The sequence below is a fragment of the Actinomadura viridis genome (assembly GCF_015751755.1).
GTDB classification, from domain to species: domain Bacteria; phylum Actinomycetota; class Actinomycetes; order Streptosporangiales; family Streptosporangiaceae; genus Spirillospora; species Spirillospora viridis.
Window position 1 is genome coordinate 800,273 of record NZ_JADOUA010000001.1, and the last position, 17,857, is coordinate 818,129.

Here is a 17,857-nt window from a genome sequence, read left to right on the forward strand (position 1 = left end):
CGGCCCGGCTCGGCGTCTCGCTCGGCGGCCCGGCTCAGCGGCCCGGGTCGGCGTCCCCGCTGACAGGCGGCGGGAGGGCCACCTGGATCCCGGTGGTGGCTCCCGACGCCACGAACAGGCCACGGCCCGTGGGGCCGCCCAGGGAGGCGTTCCTCGGGAGGCGGAGGCCGAAGAGGTCGCCGTCGTCGGGGGAGTCCACCGACAGCAGGACGCCGGAACGGGACCGGCGGGCGTCGGACAGGAAACCGCGGTAGCCCCGCCCCAGGTCCTCGGTCGTGCCGCCGATGACGACGGCGTGCTCGCCGTCGCGGGCGGTGCGGAGGATGTCGCGGAGGGCGTCGTCCAGCTCGGTCTCGTCGAGCAGCTCGGCGTCGTCCACCACGACGACGTAGCGGTGCTCGTCGCCGACCAGGGAGAGCAGGTCGTCGGCTTCGGAGTCGGAGGTGATCAGGCCCAGGACGCCCGGGCGGCCGGCCAGGAGGCGCAGCGGCGAACGCCGCGGGGTGACCAGCACGACCGGGACGAGACCGCCCGCCACGGCCGGGTCCAGGAGCGAGTGCACGATCGTCCGCAGCGTCGTGGAACGGCCCGAACGCGGCGGCCCCGCCACCACGAACCCCGGCCCCTCGTTGAGGAGGTCGGCGCCGACCGGGGCGAGGGTGTCGCCGCCCACGCCGACCAGGGTCCAGAGCGGGGACGGGGCCAGGAAGTCCTGGTCCAGCGCCATCGCCTCCCGGTAGGTGACGCGGACCGGCAGCTCGTCCACATGGATCGGGCGCTGCCTGCGGGGCAGGCGGCCGTACCGGGCGACGCAGGCGCGGGCCAGCTCCTGGAGGGCCGCGACCTGGGCCGTCCCGGACGGGTCGTCGCCCAGCAGGCCGATCTGCGACTCGCGCAGGGGCAGGCCCGGAGCGGTGACCTCCAGGGCGCGGCCCGGCGGCATCGAGGCGGGCACCTGCCTCTCCTGGAGGCCCGCGTAGCCGTAGTCGGTGGGGTCGGCCATCCGCAGGACGAGGCGGCGGTCGAAGACGGTGGAGACCTGGCCGCTCAGACCGGTGCGGTCGCCGGTGAAGACGGCGCGGAGGCCGACCGAGGCGCCCTCGCGCAGGAGACGCAGGACGGCGTCGACGAGGCGGCCGTAGTCGTAGTTCTCGAACGCCCCGACGAACCCCTCCCAGCGGTCCAGCATCAGGACCATCCAGGGGAGCCGGTCGGTGGCGGCCACGGCGGCGCGCTGCTCGGCCAGGGAGGCGAACCCCGCCTCGGCGAGGAGCTGCTGGCGCCGGGCCACCTCGGCGGCCAGGGCGGTGAGCAGCCGCTCGCAGCGGTCGAGCTGGTCGCGGGTGACGACGGCGCCGCAGTGCGGGAGGGAGACCAGGGGGAGCAGCGCGTTGGCGCCGCAGTCGATCGCGTACAGGTGGACGTCGTACGGCGAGCAGGCCCCCGCGAGGGATCCGGCGAGGGTGCGCAGGGCCGTGGAACGCCCCGACCGGGCCGAACCCGCGAGGTAGAGGTGGCCACTGCCGGACAGGTCCAGGGTGAGGGGCTCGCGGCTCTGCGCGGCGGGCAGGTCGGTGATGCCGAACGGGATGGCGGGGACGTCCACCACCGAGCCCCCGGCGGCGGTACGGGGCGTCAGCCGGACCCGTTCGGGCAGCGGCGTGAGCCAGGGGGAGGGCTGGCGGGCGATCCCCGCGCGGCGGGCGGCCTCGTCGACCGCCTGGACGAGGACGGCGAGGTCGGTGACCATCGTGGCGTCGTCGGCGGCCTCGCGGGGAGCGGGCAGCGGCCGGCCCAGGCCCCGCCACGGGACGGGCAGCGCGGTGGCGCGGACGTCGTCCCGGCTCCCCGGGCGCCGCCCACCGACCCGGGCGGACTGGAGGACGTGCAGCTCCGAGGCGCCCGAGCGGACGTAGCAGCGGCCGGGGGTCGACTTGGAGATGCCCGCGGCGTCGTCGGCGTCGAGCACGTCGGTGGACTCGTCCGGGGACGTGACCCGCAGGGCGACGCGCAGGTTGGTGTTCGCGCGGATGTCGGCGGTGACGACGCCCGCGGGACGCTGGGTGGCCAGGATCAGGTGCACCCCGAGGGAACGGCCCCGGCGCCCGATGTCGACCAGGCCGGCCACGAAGTCGGGCAGCTCGGCGACCATGGCGGCGAACTCGTCGATGACCAGGACGAGGCGGGGCACCGGCGCCAGGCCGGGGGTGCGGGCCCGCAGGTCGTTGTAGTCCTCGACGTCCTTGGCGCCGGCCCGCAGCAGCATCTCCTCGCGCCGGCGCAGCTCGGCGGCCAGCGACTCCAGGGCGCGCTCGGTGGCGTGGCCGTCCAGGTCGGTGACCATGCCCACCGTGTGGGGCAGCCTCGCGCAGTCCTTGAACGCGGCGCCGCCCTTGTAGTCGATGAGCACGAACGTCATCTCGTCGGGCCGGTTGGCCACGGCCAGGGACGCGATGAGGGTCTGCAGCAGCTCGGACTTGCCCGCGCCGGTGGTGCCGGCGATGAGGCCGTGCGGGCCGTCGGCGCGCAGGTCGATCTCGTACGTGCCGTCGGTGCCCACGCCGACCGGCACCCGGGTCGTCCGGCCCCCGCTGCGCGCCCACGCGGCCAGGACGTGCTCCGCGGTGGGGCTCGCCATGTCGAGCAGGTCCAGCAGCCGGACGTCGGCGGGGATGGCGTCCTCGGCGTCCTCCCGGGACACGTCCCGGACCGGGGCGAGGGCGCGGGCGACCCGGTCGGCCCAGGCGGGGGAGACCTGGTCGGCGAGGACGGGGCCGAGCACGTCGAGGCCCTGGCCGCGCAGCCGCAGCGTCTCGGGGCCGTCGGGGTCCCAGGCGGCGACGGCGGTGCACTCCTCGGGCAGGAGGCGTTCCTCGTCGTCCACGCAGATCGCGTACAGGCCGTACTCGGGGCCGCGCGACAGCAGCATCGGCATGCCCGGGACGCGGCGCAGGGCACGCGCCCCGTCCAGCACGATCAGGATGTTGTACGGGACGGCGTCGGCGGGCGCGGCCTGGCCGAAGTGACCGGCGGAGGGCTGGGCGGCGCGGCGCCGCTCGGTGACCCGGATCGCGAGTTCGGTGACGCGGTGCGCGACCGATTCGGGGTCGGTGCCGACGAGGGCCACGCAGTCCTCGCCTTCGCGCGGCGCGCAGTGCGGCAGCCAGCGCACCCAGTTCCAGTCGTCGCCGGCCGCCTCGTCGGCGCTGAGGACGACGATGGCCAGGTCGCGGGGGCTGTGCAGGGCGGCGGCCTGGGCGACCAGCCAGCGGGCGAGGGCGCGCGAGGCGGGGCGCGGGCCGGTCAGCCCGACCACGCCCAGGTCGGGCAGCGGCAGGGAGACCGGCACGAGGTGGGCCGTGGGCACGCTCACGTCGCCGAGTTCGGGGTCGGTGGCGCTGCCCGCGCCGACGAGTTCTATCCGGGCGGGTAGGTCGGCCAGCCCCAGGCGCAAGTGGAGTGTGTCGGGGTCGGCGGCACGGCGTTCCCAGAGCCGCCGCCGGGGGCCGGTCGCGGTCAGCAGCACCTCGGCCGGGTCCGGATGCGCGGCGCGCCGTTCGGCCTGGTCCTCGCGGCGGAGCCGGTCCAGCTCGCCGCCGAACTCGGCGGCCCTGGCCTGGTACTCCTTCAGGGCCTTCTTGTACGACTTGCGCCCGTGCAGCCGGTCGCCGACCCACTCACCGACCGTCATCACCGGCCAGGCGAGCGCGAACAGCGCCCACCACCACTGCCCCAGCGCGAACGCCATCACCAGGCCGAAGGCCGAGAAGAGCAGCGCGCCGAAGAGCCGCAGCCGCTCCCGCGGATTGCGTTCGGGCCGCTTGGGCACCTCCAGGCGGCGCCTGCGCCCGGCGGGGTTGAGCCGGGGCGGGCGGTTGAACGCCAGCCCGCCCTCGGGAAGCGGCTCCAGATGGGTGTCGGGGGCGGCGCTCGGGACCAGCGTGAGGATGGTGGAGCCCACGGCCAGCATGCCCCCGGCGGGCCAGGTGACCGGGCCGGTGAGGGGCTCGCCGTCCAGCAGCGCGCCCCCGGCCGTCCTTGCGGACGCCTCGACCTGGACGGTGTCGCGGCCCACGGTGAGCCGCAGCGAGCGGGCCGGCACCGCCGGGTCGCCGATCGCCACGTCCACGTCGTCGCCGGAGCCGAGCGTGCTGACGCCCAGCCCGAGCCGGTGCACCGAGCCCGCCGCCGGGCCGGCCACCACCCGCACCTCGACCAGGCCGGCCGGCTCGGCCAGGACGGTCGCGGCGGCGGCGCGCCGCTCGACCGCGACGACCGCGCCGTCGCGCAGCTCGCGGACGGCCCGGGCGTGCGGGTCGAGCATCCGGCCGTCCATCCACAGCGCGTGCCGCTCACCGCCCGGACCCGGCGCCGGGCCCGGGTGCCCGCTGCCGCCGTCGGTGCCGAGCCGGGTCGCCGTTCCGGCGCCGCCCGCCGCCATCGACTTCGGCAGTGCGGCTTTCGTAAAGCGCGGCTTCAAGGGACCTGACCGGCCATTCGGCGATGGGTCACCGTCCAAAGCGGCGAAAAGCGACCGGGCGACGCCGCCGACGGTCACCTCGGAATCGACGTCGATCACGACATCCCGGGGACCCTGACCGGTCAGCGCCGTGAACGAGATCCGCATTCAGTCCTCCCTCGGGCGCCGTCGATCCTGGTCCGCCGATGTGCCCGGGCGTGAACGGCGCCGCCGCTCGGCTCAGCTTAATTACCCTGGACCGGGCCGGAGGGCGGTCGGCGCACTCGCCCGCGCGCCGTCCGGTACCGCCGTGGCCCGCACATGCTCCCAACTGGGATGACATGATGTGTCACGGTCGGCATATCGGCCATGACAACAGAAGCCTTTCCGGCGCTGTCAGTGATTTCTGTGACTGTGCGTAAGAACGGAAGTGATCAACGTCGATCCTGGTCATCGCGTTACATCACGTTACGGACCGGCTTCACCTCTCCGAATCCATTGACGTGACCTCATCGGCACCGCAAGCATGGATCGCCCGGTGAAAGCGGGGATCTCGCGGGGGGCGAGGACCGCGGGGCGGGAAAGGAGCGGGTGGGCAGCGCGATGAAGTCCAACCAGACGGCCGTCGCGGGCGGCATCGCGACCACTCCGGGAGGCGGGGCCGAAGGGCTCGGCCGGTCCGGGCTGGGCGCCTCGGGCGGTCAGCGGCTCCCGTCCGCGCCGCGCGAGCGCAAGCCGGCCCTCGCCGCGCTCGCCGTGCTCCTCATCCTGGGCGGCGCGCTCACCAGCGCCTACCTGGTGATGGCCAGCGGCCAGCGGGTCGCGGCGATCCGGATCGCGCAGCCGGTCGCCGCCGGTCAGCGGATCCCGCTCAGCGCCCTGGAAGAGGTCCAGGTCAGCGACACCGGCGCCGACTACTACATCAACTGGACGGCCCGGGGCGACGTGGCCCGCGCGTATGCCGCCGTCCCGCTGGTGCAGGGGGCGCTGCTCACCAACCAGATGGTCAGCCGGACCGACGACGCCGCCAAGGGCCGGCTGGTCGTCGGCCTGGCGCTCAAGCCCGGCCAGTTCCCCTCCCGGGGCCTCCAGACCGGCAAGCGGGTCAGCCTGTACGCGGTCGGCGGCGGCAACGGCGGCGGCCCGCGCGCGGGCACCGTGCTGTCGGCGGACGCGATCGTCGTCGGCGTCTCGCACGGCGGCGACCGGCAGCGGCTGCGCGGCGACCAGACGACCGTGGACGTGGCGGTCCCGCCCGGCGAGGCCCCGCAGGTCACCCAGGCGGCCTCGGCCGGCTCGATCGCGATCGCGCTGATCCCGGACGGCACCCGGGTGCAGGGCGGCCAGCCCCAGCAGCCGGCGACCGGGCCGGAGCGGCGGACGCCGCAGGACGGCTCGCCCGTGCCCGGCACCACCGAGAACCCGGGCCAGAACGGCGGCCAGACCCCCGGGCAGACCCCCGGCCAGAACGGCGGGCAGAACGGCGGGCAGACGGGCCAGGGCGGCGCCCGGGTCCCCACCGGCACGGGCGGGGACTGACCGTGGCACTCATCGCGCTCGCGGCCGACAAGGGGGCGCCGGGCGTCACCACGGCGGCCGTCGCCCTCGGAGCGGTCTGGCCGCGTCCGGTCCTGGTCGCCGAGTGCGACCAGGCCGGCGGCGACCTGGTCTACCGGCTGCCCGCGGCCGCGGATGACACCGCCGGCCGGGGCGCCGCCCGCGACGGCGGCATGCTCAACCCGTCCCGCGGGCTGCTGAGCCTGGCCGCCACCGCCCGCCGCGGCCTGCGCCCCGAGCAGATCGCCGAGCACTGCCAGCGGCTGGTCGGCGGGCTGGACGTCCTGGTCGGCATCACCAGCGCCGAGCAGGCCCAGGGCATGACCTGGCTGTGGGGGCCGCTCGGCCGGGCGTTCGCCGGGCTCGCCCCGGTCGACGTGCTCGCCGACTGCGGACGGCTGGGCGCCGGCACGCCGCTGAACGACCTCATGCGCGAGGCCGACATGGTCGTGCTGTTCACCCGCGCCACCCTGGAGCAGGTCGCGCACCTGCGCGAACGGGTGTCGGCGCTGACGGCGGAGCTGCGCGGCGGGCCGCCGATCGGCGTGATCGTGCTGGCCGATCCGCGCGACTTCCGCGCCTCCATCGCCGAGGTCGACCGGATCATCTCCAGCGCCCAGCACCGCCTGAACGGCCCGGACGGCCCCGTCTCCGAGCCGGGCCCCGTGCCCCCGCCGGTGACCGTGCTGGGCGGGCTGGCGCTCGACCCCAAGGGCGCGGAGCTGCTGTCGGGCCGCTGGGGAGGGCGGCTCGACCGGTCCCTGCTGATCCGTTCGGCGCGCGAGGTCGCGGGCACGCTGGCCGGCCGCCTCGCCACCGCCCCGGGCCCCGCCGGCGCCGTCCCGGACGGCTCACCGGCCGGGCCCGGCGGCCCCGGAGCCGGGGCGCTCGGGCAGTCGCCGCCGTACACCTCACCGCCGCCCGCCTCCCACCCGTCCCGGGAGGGTGCCGGGCCGCCGGCGTCCGCGCCGCAGTACCAGGAGGGGAGGCGCTAGGTGGACCACGGCCTCGTCAAGCGGCTGCGCCAGGAGGTCGGCGACCGGCTGGCGCAACAGCGCCGGCTCGACGCCTCCTCCGGCCTCGCCCCGATGACCGGGGAGGACGAACGGCAGTTCGCCCGCGCCCTGATCGGCCAGGTGCTGGAGGAGTACGCGCGCGGCGAGATCACCGCCGGCCGCCGCCCTCCCAACGCCGAAGAGGAGGAGGCGCTGGCCGCGGGCGTGCACGCGGCGCTGTTCGGGGTGGGCCGGCTCCAGCCGCTGCTGGAGGACCCCGAGATCGAGAACATCGACATCAACGGCTGCGACCGGGTCTTCATCGGCTACGCCGACGGCCGCGAGGTCATGGGCGAGCCGGTGGCCGAGAGCGACGAGGAACTGGTCGAGCTGATCCAGATCCTGGCCGCCTACAGCGGGCTGTCGTCCCGCCCGTTCGACACCGCGAACCCGCAGCTCGACCTGCGGCTGCCGGACGGGTCCCGGCTGTCGGCGGTGATGGACGTGACGGTGCGGCCCGCGCTGTCGATCCGGCGCGCCCGGCTGGGCAAGGTGTTCCTGTCCGACCTGGTGGGCAACGGCACGTTCAGCAGCGAGGTGGGGCACTTCTTCAAGGCCGCCGTGCACGCCCGCAAGAACATCATGATCGCCGGGGCCACCAACGCGGGCAAGACCACCCTGCTGCGCGCGGTCGCCAACGAGATCCCCGCGTACGAACGGCTGATCACCGTGGAGCGGGCCCTGGAGCTGGGCCTGGACGCCTTCCCCGAGCTGCATCCCAACTGCGTGGCGTTCGAGCAGCGGCTGCCCAACTCCGAGGGGCAGGGCGCGATCTCGATGGCCGAGCTGGTCCGCCGGTCGCTGCGCATGAACCCCTCCCGGGTCATCGTCGGCGAGGTCCTCGGCGACGAGATCGTCACCATGCTGAACGCGATGACCCAGGGCAACGACGGGTCGCTGTCGACCATCCACGCCAACTCCTCGATGGAGGTCTTCAACCGGATCGCCACGTACGCGATCCAGTCGGAGGAGCGGTTGCCGGTCGAGGCCACCCACATGCTGATCGCCGGCGCCATCGACTTCGTGGTCTTCATCGAGAAGCGCAACGACTACGCCCGCGGCGGGCGGCTGCGCCGGTACGTCGCCAGCGTCCGCGAGGTCACCGGCTGCGACGGCCGGGTGCTGTCGTCGGAGGTGTTCGCGCTCGGCCCGGACGGCGTGGCGGTCCCGGCCGCGCCGATCTCCTGCGCCGACGAGCTGGCCGAGTTCGGGTACGACGTCGCCGCGGGGGGTGGCTGGTGATGTACGCGCCCGACGTGCTCCTCGCCGTGCTCGCCGGCGCGCTGTGCGGCGGCGGCGCCCTGCTGCTGGTCCTGGCCCTGCGCGGGCTGCCCGCGCGGTCCGGCCCGTCCCGGGGGCGCAGCCGTGAGGACCTGGTGCGGACCCTCAGCACCCGGACGGCGCTGGCGATGATCGTCGGGCTGGCGGTGCTGGTCGTCACCCGCTGGCCGATCGCCGCCGTCGGCACCGGCGTGCTCGTCCTGGCCTGGAACGGCCTGGCCGGCGGCGCCGCCGAGGAGCGCCGCAGCATGGCGCGGCTGGAGGCGCTGGCCGCGTGGACCGAGTCGCTGCGCGACACCATCGCCGGCGCGGTCGGGCTGGAGCAGGCGATCCCGGCGTCGCTGCGCGCGTCCGCGCCCGTCCTGCGGCAGCCGCTGCGCACGCTGGTCGACCGGCTGCACACCCGGGTCCCGATGCCCGAGGCGCTCCGCCGGTTCGCCGACGACCTGGACGACCCGTCCGCCGACCTGGTGATCGCCGCGCTGATCCTCAACGCCAAGCTGCGCGGCCCGGGCCTGCGCGACATGCTCGGCGCCCTGGCCGGATCCGCCCGCGCCGAACTGGACATGCGCCGCCGCGTGGAGGCCGACCGGCGCGCCACCCGCCGCAGCGTCCGCATCGTGGTGGGCGTCTCGGTCGGGACGGCGATCGGGCTGGCGGTCTTCAACCACTCCTACGTCGAGCCGTACGACGACTTCCTCGGCCAGCTGGTGCTGTGCCTGGTGATCGCGCTGTACGGGGCGGGGTTCATGTGGCTGCGCCGCCTGGCCAGGTACGAGATGCCCAGCCGGTTCCTCAGCACGTCCCGTAAGGCCCGCCCGGGCGTTCCCGGGGAGGTGCCCACCACGGTCGCCGCGTGGCAGGCCAAGGGCGCCCCGAACGTCCTTCGCGGGCGCCACACCATGGACGCCGGAGGGGGTGGTGCCTCGTGACGGGGCCGATGCTCGCGGGCGCCCTGGTGGGCGCCGGCCTCTACCTGCTCGTCCGGGCCCTCTTCCCGGCGCGGCCGGGCCTGGCCGCGCGGCTGGCCGCGTTCGACGCCGCCCGCCGCCGCGACCTGGAGGACGCCCGGGCCGGGCGGATCTCGCCCACCCTCGAACGTGTCGGCGGGCTGCGCGCCAAGGTCGGCCGGGAGCTGGCCCGGTACTGCGAGTCGCGCGGCTGGAAGCTGCGCTCCGTCCGCGCCGACCTGGCCATCACCGAACGCTCGCTGGAAGGTTTCCTGGCCACCAAGTTCCTGCTCCCGGCGGCGGCGCTGCTGTTCATCCCGGTCGTGGTGGCCTACTTCGCGCTGCTGGGCGCCGGGGTGTCCTTCCAGGTCCCGGTGTGGATCTGCGTGTTCTTCGCGGTGCTGTTCTTCTTCTTTCCCGACATGCAGCTCCGGCAGGAGGCGGCGGGGCGGCGGCAGGACTTCCGGCACGTCGTCGGGGCGTTCCTCGACCTGGTGTCGATGAACCTGGCCGGCGGACGCGGCGTCCCCGAGGCGCTGATGACGGCGTCGGGCGTGGGCGACGGCTGGGCGATGAGCCGCATCCGGGACGCCCTGTCCAGCGCCCGCATCACCGGCCAGACCCCCTGGCAGGCGCTGGGCCGCCTCGGCGACGAGCTGGACATCGCCGAGCTGCGGGACCTGGCCGGAGCGCTGGCCCTGGTCGCCGACGACGGCGCCCAGATCCGCAAGTCCCTGTCCGCCCGGGCGGCGTCGATGCGCAGCCGCGAGCTGTCGGAACTGGAGGGCAAGGCGGGCGAACGTTCCCAGTCCATGCTCGTCGCCCAGCTCCTGCTCTGCGCCGCCTTCCTGGTCTTCCTGGCCTATCCCGCGTTGATGAGAGTGATGGCGGCATGACGGAGCGGAGCGAGGGCATGCGCGCCTGCTTGTGTCGGGGGGTGTGGGGGGTCGTCCCCCCACGAGGAGGCGGAGCATGACCAAGCCCTTGAAGGAGGAGAGATGGGTCCGATGAATCCCTGGAACGACCCGGCCGTCGTCTATCTGCGGGCCCTGCTCGGCTGCCGCATCGCGCGGCTGCGCGCCGAGCCCGACCGCAGCAAGGGGGCCTCGGCGATCGAATGGGCGATCATCACCGCGATCCTCGCGGTGATCGCGATCACGATCGGGGCGACGATCCGGAACCTGATCGTCAACAAGGCCAACAGCATCCGGACGGAGTAGCCGTGGTCCACCGTGCCTTCGGGGGCGCGGCGGACGGCGCGCGGGCGGCGGTGACGGCGCGGGCGCGGCCGGGGCCGCGGCTCCGCGCAAGCGATCGGGAGGCGGGGAACGTACGGGCCGATCGCGGGGCGTCCTCGATGGAGTGGGCGCTGCTGACGCCGATCCTGATCCTGGTGATGCTGCTCGTGGTGCAGTTCGCGATGGTCTACCACGCGCGGCACGTCGCGCTGGCGGCGGCGCAGGCGGGCGCGCGGGTCGCGCGTACCCAGCCGGTGGGCGGCGGCTGGGAGGGCGCCGCCGAGGAGAAGGCCGCCGGGGACGTCCGCAAGATCGGCCGTAACCTGCTCAGCGGGCTGGAGGTGAGCTCCGGTGAGACCGGCGACCAGCGGTGGGTCGAGGTGAGCGGCGAGGCGGTCCGGGTCGTCCCGTTCATGACGTTCCGGGTGGCGCAGCGCTCGCAGGGGCCCATCGAATGCTTCCGGCCCGACGTGGGCGACGGCGTCGCCTGCGGGGGAGGCGCACCATGATCGCGCGGGCGGACCGGGGCTCGATGTCGCTGGAGATGGTGCTGGCGACGCCGCTGTTCGTGGTGTTCCTGATGCTCCTGGCCGGGGCCGGGCGGATGGTGGACGCGCAGAGCCAGGTGGACGGCGCCGCCCGGGACGCGGTCCGGGCCGCCTCGATCGCCCGGAGCGCGGGCGGGGCCGAGGTGCTCGCCCAGGAGGCCGCGTCCGCCAACCTCGACGGGCGCGACTGGTGCGCGAGCGGCCCGGTCGTGATCACCGACACCACCGCGTGGGGGCCGGGCGGCCGGGTCGCGGTCACCATCACCTGCGACGTGGACCTGGGCGACCTGTCGTTCATCGGGCTGCCGGGCACCAAGACGTTGCGCGGCAAGGCGCTGGCCCCGATCGACACCTACACCTACCGGGGCGGGGACACCGTGGTCGACCCGGAGGATGCCGGATGATCCGCCTGGAGGGAACCGGACGCGACCGCGGGACCATCGCGATGTACGTGGTGCTGTTCACGCCGGCGGTGTTCCTGCTGGCCGGGCTGCTGGTGGACGGCGGCCTGGCGATCCACGCGCGGCAGCGGGCCGCGGACATGGCCGAGCAGGCCGCGCGGGCGGGCGCGAACGAGATCGACACCGACGCGCTGCGGCGGACCGGCGAGCCGGTGGTCGACCCGGCGCGGGCCCGGGTGGCGGCGTGCGACCTGCTGGCCGGTTACGACGACGAGATCACCGGGTCCCGGTGCGAGGCCGACGAGGAGCGGGTGGACGTGACCGTCCGGCTGACCGTGCGGCTCCAGCTGCTGGGCATCGTGCCGGGGTTCAGCGAGTTCACGATGACCTCGGCGGCGTCCGCGACACCAGTCACCGACGATGATCAGTAGGGGACCGATGTGACGGCACGGCACGCAGGCGACGGGCGGTCCGACGGCGTCCGGGACGCCTCCGGGAGGCGGCTGGGGCAGGGCGCTCCCGCCCCGGTACGGGTCCGCGGGCGGCGCACCACCGGTGACGTGCTCGCCGGGCTGGGCGCGCTGGCGGCGCTGGCGGCGCTGCTGTTCGGCGTGCCGTTCGCGCTGCTCACCTTCTTCGACCCGCCGGTTCCCGACCAGATGCCGGAGCTGTCGGACCTCACCGCCCCGATCGGTGACAGTTCGCTGATCCCGATCCTGGTGGCGCTGGTCTGGCTGGCCTGGCTGCAGCTGGCGCTGTGCGTGGTCGTCGAGGTGTACGCGGGGATCCGCGGGGTGGGCGTGCCCGCACGGGTGCCGCTGGCGGGCGGGACGCAGTCGCTGGTGCACCGGCTGGTGGTGGCGGCGCTGCTGCTGTTCACCGCCACCACCACGATCATGCCCGCGTTCGGCGGACGGGAGCTGCACCAGCAGCGGCCGGTGCAGACCCAGACGCAGGATTTCCGGCCGGTGGCGGCGGTGACCGCGCAGCAGCCGGCGGAGCCGGCCACGGGCACCCTGGCCGCCGAGCCGGTGGAGAAGACGGCGACGACCAAGATCTACCGGGTGAAGCCGCCCGAGGGACGGCACCACGAGAGCCTCTGGGAGATCGCCGACAAGTGCCTGGGCGAGGGCCGGCGCTACAAGGAGATCTTCGAGCTCAACAAGGGCCATGTGCAGCCGGACGGCAGCCGGCTGAACATCGCCAGCCTGATCCGGCCCGGCTGGATCCTGGAGATGCCCGCGGACGCCAAGCACGCGCAGGTCGTCCCGGTCAAGGATCTGGACGACTACTTCCGGCACGGCCACGCCGTGCCGGACGAGGAACCGGCCCCCGACCCGCAACCCGACCCGCAGCCCGACCCGCAGCCGCAGCCGGAGCAGGACCGGCGGCCGGCGGCCGATCCGCGGCCCGAACCCCGGCCGGAGCCGCCGCGGGACCCGCAGCCCGACCCGGCACCCACGCAGGGGGCCGAGGAGCCGGGGGCGCAGATCCCCGGCGTGGAGGTCCCGGGGTCGGAGGCCCCCGGGTCGGACGTGCCCACGCCGGAGCCTCCCACGCCCGAGCCGTCCGAGCCGGACCTGCCCTCGACGCAGCAGCCGCAGGCGCCCGCGCCGCAGGTCCCCGTCCCGCCGCCGTCCCAGGCCAAGCCGTCCCCGCCGCAGGAGGCCGCGCCGAGCCGGACCCCGGCGCCGCGGCCGTCCCAGGAACTCGGCGGCGACGCGGGCACCGGCGGCGCGACCGTTCCCGGACGCGACCACGCGCGCACCGACGCGCCGCTGCCGTTCGACTTCGGCTGGCCCGAGGGCCTGGCCGCGGCGTCGCTGCTGGCCGCCGGCCTGCTCAGCGCGCTGGGACGGCGCCGCCGCGCGCAGATGTGGCACCGCGCGTTCGGGCACATGATCACCCGGCCGGAGGGCGAGGCGGCCGTGGCCGAGCAGGCGCTGCGGGTCGGCGCCGACGACGAGGCCGTCCGCCTGCTCGACCTGGGGCTGCGGCACCTGTCCAAGTCCATGGCGGCGGGCGGGCGCGCCCTGCCCACGGTGTACGGGGTGCACCTGGGCTCGGGCAGCCTGGACCTGTGGATCGCGCCCGCCGACCGCAACCCGCCGGCGCCGTGGCAGACCTACGACGACGGGCAGGTGTGGCGGCTGCACGCCGACGCGCTGCCGTCGCTGGAGGCCGCCGACCTCGGCGACGTGCTGGCCCCGTACCCCGGGCTCGTCTCCATCGGCACCAACGCGGGCGGGCGGATCCTGGTCGACCTGGAGGCGGCGCACGGGCTGATCGCCCTGCAGGGCCCCGCCGAGACGCGGCGTTCGGTGCTGGCCGCGCTGGCGCTGGAGCTGGCCACCAACCGCTGGTCCGACCACATGCGGATCACACTGGTCGGCTTCGGCGGCGAGCTGGGCGAGAACCTGACGGAGATCGCGCCCGACCGGATCCGGACCGTGGCCACGCTGGAGGACGCGCTGCCCGAGCTGGAGGGCCGCGGCGAGGAGGTCCGGCAGGCGCTGGCGGCGTCCGGGGTCGACTCGGTCCTCACCGGCCGCTGCCGCGGGGTGTTCGGCGAGGCGTGGATGCCGCACTACCTGATCATGGCGGACGAGCCGACCGACCGGGAGGCCGACCGGCTGGTCGCCCTGGCCCGGACCGGGACGCGGATGGCCGCCGGCTACCTGGTGCCCGGCGACGTCCAGGGCGCCACCTGGACCTGGGAGGTGGACGCCGCCGGCCGGTTGCAGGCGGGCGTGCTCGGGTTCGAGGTGGACGCCCAGATGGTCCCCGAGGAGCACTACCGCAGCGTGGCCGGCCTGTTCCGCGGCGCGTCCCGGCTGGAGTCGGTGCCGCTGCCCGACCCCGCCGACTCCGTACCGCCCGGCGGTCCCGCCGGGAGCCCGGCCGATCCGCCCGGCACGCAGCAGTCGTCGGTCGACATCCGGCTGCTCGGGCCGATCGAGATCGACGCGCCCGGCCCGATGGACGAGAGCCGCCGGGCGCTGTGCACCGAGGTGCTGGTCTACCTGGCCTGCCATCCGGGCGGCGTCCATCCCACCGTGCTCGGCGGGGCGATCTGGCCGCGCGGGGTCAGCGCCGGCGTCCGTGACGCCTGCGTGGCCCGGGTCTCCGACTGGCTCGGCCGCGACGCCCGCGGCCGTCCCAACCTGTACTACGACGACCGGGGCCGGATCCGGCTGGGGTCGGAGGTCCGGGTCGACTGGGCGGTGTTCCGCTGGCTGGTGTGGCGGTCGGCGGCCGAGCCCGCGTCCGAGACCGCCTACATGTCGTACGCGCTCGACCTGGTGCGGGGGCCGCTGCTCGCCGGCCGGCCGCGCGGCCGGTACGGGTGGCTGGTGACCGACGACCTGGAGTACGAGGCGACCGCGCGGGTCATCGACGTGGCGCACCGGCTCGTCGTGCTGCGGCTGGACGAGGGCGACGTCCGGGGCGCGATCGGCGCCGCCCGCGCCGGGCTGCGCCTCGCCCCCGACGACGAGGGCCTGTGGCGCGACCTGCTGCGAGCCACCCACGCCGCCGGTGACGAGGCCCAGGTCCGGGTGGTGGTGGACGAGCTGCGGGGCCGGATCGGACGCGACCCGCTGCTCGACCAGCTCCAGCCCGAGACCGAGGCGCTGGTGGAGGAACTCGTCCCGCACTGGCGCCAGATGGCCACCCGCTGACCTGCCCGCGTGCCCGGCGTCCGCGCGCCGGGCCGGACGCCGTACCGCGTGCCGGGGCCGGGCGCCGCATCGCGTGCCGGACCGCCTACCGAACCGCGTGCTGGGCCCCGTGCCGGACCGCGTTCCGGGCCGGGGACGGGCGTGGCGGGTCAGCGGAAGAGGCCGGGCCCGCCCAGGGAGTACCGGGCCGGTTGGGGGTGGACGCAGGGGCCTCCGGGACGGCCGCCGACCCGCACCGCGTGCAGGGGGCGGCCCGTCCGCGTCGACAGGGCGTACACCGTGCCGCCCGCCGGGTCCGACAGCCACAGCGTCCCGCCGTCCGCGGAGACCCCGCCGGGCAGGAGGGCCCGGCGGCCCGGCGCCCGCCAGAGCCGCGACACCCGCAGGGTGGCCGGATCGACGGCCGAGACCGTGCCGTCACCGCCCAGGACGTACAGCAGGCGGGCGCCGCGGCCGAGGACGAGGCCGTGCGGCCCCGGGCCGGTCCGGACGAACCCGAGCGCGCGGGGGCGCGCGGCGTCGATCGTCCACAGCCCGCCGCGGGCGGTGTCCGCGACGAGGAAGGCCCGGCCGTCGGGGGAGAGCCGCAGGTCGCCGGGCCGGGATCCGGCGGGCAGCCGCAACGTCGCGGTGACCGTCCGGCGGGCCGGGTCGATCCGGACCACCTGGCCGGTCTTGGGGCAGGTCGTCAGCAGGGCCGACGCGTCGGCGGTGAAGTCGGCACGGACCGCCCCACGGCAGGGCAGCCGGATCGTGCCCCGCGGCCTCAGGGTGCGCGGATCGCGGACGTCGATGCGCGCGGACCGGCCCGCCATCACCAGCGCGGCACGGCCGTCCGGGGTGAAGTACAGCGGGCCGGGACGGGAGATCCGCGGGCCCTCGGCGGGCCCGGAGGCGCCCGGCCCGAGGGTCAGAGAGCGCCCGTCGGCGAGACCGGTGATCCAGAGCCGCCGCAGGTCGGGGCCGGTCACGATGAGGGCGGGGGCGCCGCCGGCGGGCAGCCGTTCCAGGAGGCGGCCGGTGCGCTGGTCGATGACGTCGGCGGTGCCGGTGGCGGCGTTCGGCACGTACACCCGGTGGGGCAGCCCCCGGACGGCCGGGCTCAGCATGCCGGGACCGGTCGCGGCGTAGACGTCCGTGGCCGGTCCGGGCGGCGCCGGGCGCGCCGACCCCTTCGCCGGGCCGCGGCCGGTGGTGGCGAACGGGGCAGGGCCGCCCAGCGGGATCAGCGGGGCGCCCGCCGGGCCCTCACCGGGACGGTGGAACGGGACCGGCCCCGCGCACCCGGCCGTCACCAGCGTCGTGGCCGCAGCCGCCGAGGTTGCGGCCGTCAGGACGCGGCGCGGCGCGCGCGGGACCGTGCGCCGCCCGGCCAGGCGAGGCGTGGCCGTGCGCTGCGATCCGCGATGTGCCGCCACCACGGCCGGGACTGTACACGCCGGGCACGGGCCGTGCACGGATCATCACCGAACGGATGATCAGGCCCGGGTGATCAGGCGGATGAGTGCGCGCTGAACGTAATGGGAGGCCGGAGAGGGGGTCAGCCGGACTTGCCGATGCCGATGCCGAACTCGCGGTAGACGCGCTCCCAGAAGCCGTCCCGCAGCCAGGTGCGGGCCTCCTGGTAGGGGCGCAGCGAGCCGCCGAGCTCCTTCTCGGCCTCGATCAGCAGCTCCTTGTCGATCACCGGCGGCAGTATCGGGCCGGGCAGCAGGTCGCGGATGTTGTCGCGGCCCCGTTCGAACAGCCACTTCTGCGCCACGTGCTCGCCGATCTCCAGCATGTGGTCGCGGTCGGGGCCGAGCTTGCCGTCGGTGACCGGCGGCGTGGTGTGGGAGTTCATGGACGCGGCCACCGTGGCGGGGGAGGCGGGGGTGCCGGCCGGGACGGGCACGCCGCCCGCGCGGACGGCCGCGGCGGCGTGCGACGGCTTGACCGCCGGGGTGCGCCCGGCGAACACCTCCGACGGCGAGGGCACCGGGGTGCGCCCGGCCGTGGCCGTGTCGCGGACCTCGGTCGCGGTGGCGGACACCGGCAGGACCTTGGCCTTGGTGAAGTAGGGCCGCAGGAAGTCGGCCGGCAGGACCTCCACGGTGTCGGACTCCCACACGAGCCATTCGGCCTGGTTGGAGCCGTGCGTGGGCTCCACGCCCCACAGGTGGACGCGCACGCCGTAACGCTGCGCGGCCTCCACCGCGGGGAGCATGTCCTCGTCGCCCGCCAGCAGCACCGCGTCGGTGATCGCCCGGTGCCGGGCCAGCGCCTCCAGGTCGGCGCGCAACTGGGCGTCCACGCCCTTCTGCTGGCCCTGCGCGTTGAGGTTGCCCAGCCGCAGCTTCACCAGCGGAAGGTTGGCGATCACGCGCTGGTCGACGGTGGGCTGCCGCTTGGGCGCCGCGTCGAACCAGTAGACCCGCAGCAGCTCGCCCAGCAACTGGTCGTCGGCGTGGCTGGTCAACGCTTTGATCAGCTTCTCCGCGGCGACGCGGTACTCGCGCCGGGAGCTACAGCCGAGGAGCAGCGCACCGGAGGCCGCGTAAAGGTATCCCGCGTCGACGAAAACGGCGTAGCGCGCGGGCTGTGGGACGAACTCCGAGGTGGCCATGGCCTTTCACCTTATTCGTGCAGGGGCGTCTCCTGGGTGCGAACCACGGTTACGTGTCCTCGGAGCCTTACCCCCTGCACGCC

At 75.6% G+C, this 17,857-nt stretch carries 13 protein-coding genes; 10 read left to right on the forward strand and 3 right to left on the reverse strand.

The annotated features are described in order from the left end of the window. Nucleotides 1-34: 34 nt before the first annotated feature. Nucleotides 35-4,627 (reverse strand): FtsK/SpoIIIE domain-containing protein, encoded by a 4,593-nt coding sequence (locus IW256_RS03600; RefSeq protein ID WP_197009586.1) that lies wholly within the window; start codon nucleotides 4,625-4,627, stop codon nucleotides 35-37. 423 nt (nucleotides 4,628-5,050) lie between these two features. On the opposite strand from IW256_RS03600, the gene IW256_RS03605 reads away from it, so the two are divergent. From IW256_RS03605 to IW256_RS03650, 10 genes are all read left to right on the forward strand, one after another. Continuing rightward, on the forward strand, nucleotides 5,051-5,998 hold the full coding sequence (locus tag IW256_RS03605; protein WP_197009587.1) for a hypothetical protein: 948 nt from the start codon (nucleotides 5,051-5,053) through the stop codon (nucleotides 5,996-5,998). Nucleotides 5,999-6,000: 2 nt separating this feature from the next. Beyond that, nucleotides 6,001-7,011: a hypothetical protein gene (locus IW256_RS03610; protein ID WP_231403635.1), complete on the forward strand. Its 1,011-nt coding sequence runs from the start codon at nucleotides 6,001-6,003 to the stop codon at nucleotides 7,009-7,011. Then, nucleotides 7,012-8,313 carry a TadA family conjugal transfer-associated ATPase gene (locus tag IW256_RS03615; RefSeq protein WP_197009588.1) on the forward strand — a complete coding sequence of 434 codons (1,302 nt, stop codon included), beginning with the start codon at nucleotides 7,012-7,014 and terminating at the stop codon, nucleotides 8,311-8,313. It abuts the gene before it with no gap. Next, nucleotides 8,313-9,284 carry a type II secretion system F family protein gene (locus IW256_RS03620; RefSeq protein ID WP_197009589.1) on the forward strand — a complete coding sequence of 324 codons (972 nt, stop codon included), beginning with the start codon at nucleotides 8,313-8,315 and terminating at the stop codon, nucleotides 9,282-9,284. Before IW256_RS03615 ends, IW256_RS03620 begins: the two co-directional genes overlap by 1 nt. Beyond that, complete coding sequence (locus tag IW256_RS03625) at nucleotides 9,281-10,198, forward strand: type II secretion system F family protein (protein WP_197009590.1); 918 nt, start codon at nucleotides 9,281-9,283, stop codon at nucleotides 10,196-10,198. The genes IW256_RS03620 and IW256_RS03625 overlap by 4 nt, the downstream gene beginning before the upstream one ends. A 102-nt stretch (nucleotides 10,199-10,300) precedes the next feature. Then, nucleotides 10,301-10,522 carry a Flp family type IVb pilin gene (locus IW256_RS03630; RefSeq protein ID WP_231403636.1) on the forward strand — a complete coding sequence of 74 codons (222 nt, stop codon included), beginning with the start codon at nucleotides 10,301-10,303 and terminating at the stop codon, nucleotides 10,520-10,522. Nucleotides 10,523-10,524: 2 nt separating this feature from the next. After that, on the forward strand, nucleotides 10,525-11,049 hold the full coding sequence (locus IW256_RS03635) for a TadE family protein (protein WP_307828724.1): 525 nt from the start codon (nucleotides 10,525-10,527) through the stop codon (nucleotides 11,047-11,049). Next, on the forward strand, nucleotides 11,046-11,492 hold the full coding sequence (locus IW256_RS03640) for a TadE/TadG family type IV pilus assembly protein (RefSeq protein ID WP_231403637.1): 447 nt from the start codon (nucleotides 11,046-11,048) through the stop codon (nucleotides 11,490-11,492). Before IW256_RS03635 ends, IW256_RS03640 begins: the two co-directional genes overlap by 4 nt. After that, the gene (locus IW256_RS03645) at nucleotides 11,489-11,920 is read left to right on the forward strand and encodes a TadE/TadG family type IV pilus assembly protein (RefSeq protein WP_231403638.1); all 432 of its coding nucleotides are present in this window, start codon (nucleotides 11,489-11,491) and stop codon (nucleotides 11,918-11,920) included. Before IW256_RS03640 ends, IW256_RS03645 begins: the two co-directional genes overlap by 4 nt. 228 nt (nucleotides 11,921-12,148) lie before the next feature. Then, nucleotides 12,149-15,169, forward strand: coding sequence for an AfsR/SARP family transcriptional regulator (locus IW256_RS03650; protein ID WP_420535440.1), 3,021 nt, complete (start codon nucleotides 12,149-12,151; stop codon nucleotides 15,167-15,169). A 149-nt stretch (nucleotides 15,170-15,318) separates the two neighbouring features. On the opposite strand, the gene IW256_RS03655 is transcribed toward IW256_RS03650, so the two are convergent. Continuing rightward, nucleotides 15,319-16,590, reverse strand: coding sequence for a YncE family protein (locus tag IW256_RS03655; protein WP_197009591.1), 1,272 nt, complete (start codon nucleotides 16,588-16,590; stop codon nucleotides 15,319-15,321). 119 nt (nucleotides 16,591-16,709) lie between these two features. Further along, nucleotides 16,710-17,774 (reverse strand): NYN domain-containing protein, encoded by a 1,065-nt coding sequence (locus IW256_RS03660; RefSeq protein ID WP_197009592.1) that lies wholly within the window; start codon nucleotides 17,772-17,774, stop codon nucleotides 16,710-16,712. Nucleotides 17,775-17,857 lie beyond the last annotated feature (83 nt).

Excerpts from the sequence above, each read along its gene's own strand:
- IW256_RS03600 (WP_197009586.1), bottom strand. The coding sequence starts at position 4,627 with ATGCGGATCTCGTTCACGGCGCTGACCGGTCAGGGTCCCCGGGATGTC.
- IW256_RS03620 (WP_197009589.1), top strand. The coding sequence starts at position 8,313 with ATGTACGCGCCCGACGTGCTCCTCGCCGTGCTCGCCGGCGCGCTGTGC.
- IW256_RS03630 (WP_231403636.1), top strand. The coding sequence starts at position 10,301 with ATGGGTCCGATGAATCCCTGGAACGACCCGGCCGTCGTCTATCTGCGG.
- IW256_RS03640 (WP_231403637.1), top strand. The coding sequence starts at position 11,046 with ATGATCGCGCGGGCGGACCGGGGCTCGATGTCGCTGGAGATGGTGCTG.
- IW256_RS03645 (WP_231403638.1), top strand. The coding sequence starts at position 11,489 with ATGATCCGCCTGGAGGGAACCGGACGCGACCGCGGGACCATCGCGATG.
- IW256_RS03650 (WP_420535440.1), top strand. The coding sequence starts at position 12,149 with ATGCCGGAGCTGTCGGACCTCACCGCCCCGATCGGTGACAGTTCGCTG.
- IW256_RS03660 (WP_197009592.1), bottom strand. The coding sequence starts at position 17,774 with ATGGCCACCTCGGAGTTCGTCCCACAGCCCGCGCGCTACGCCGTTTTC.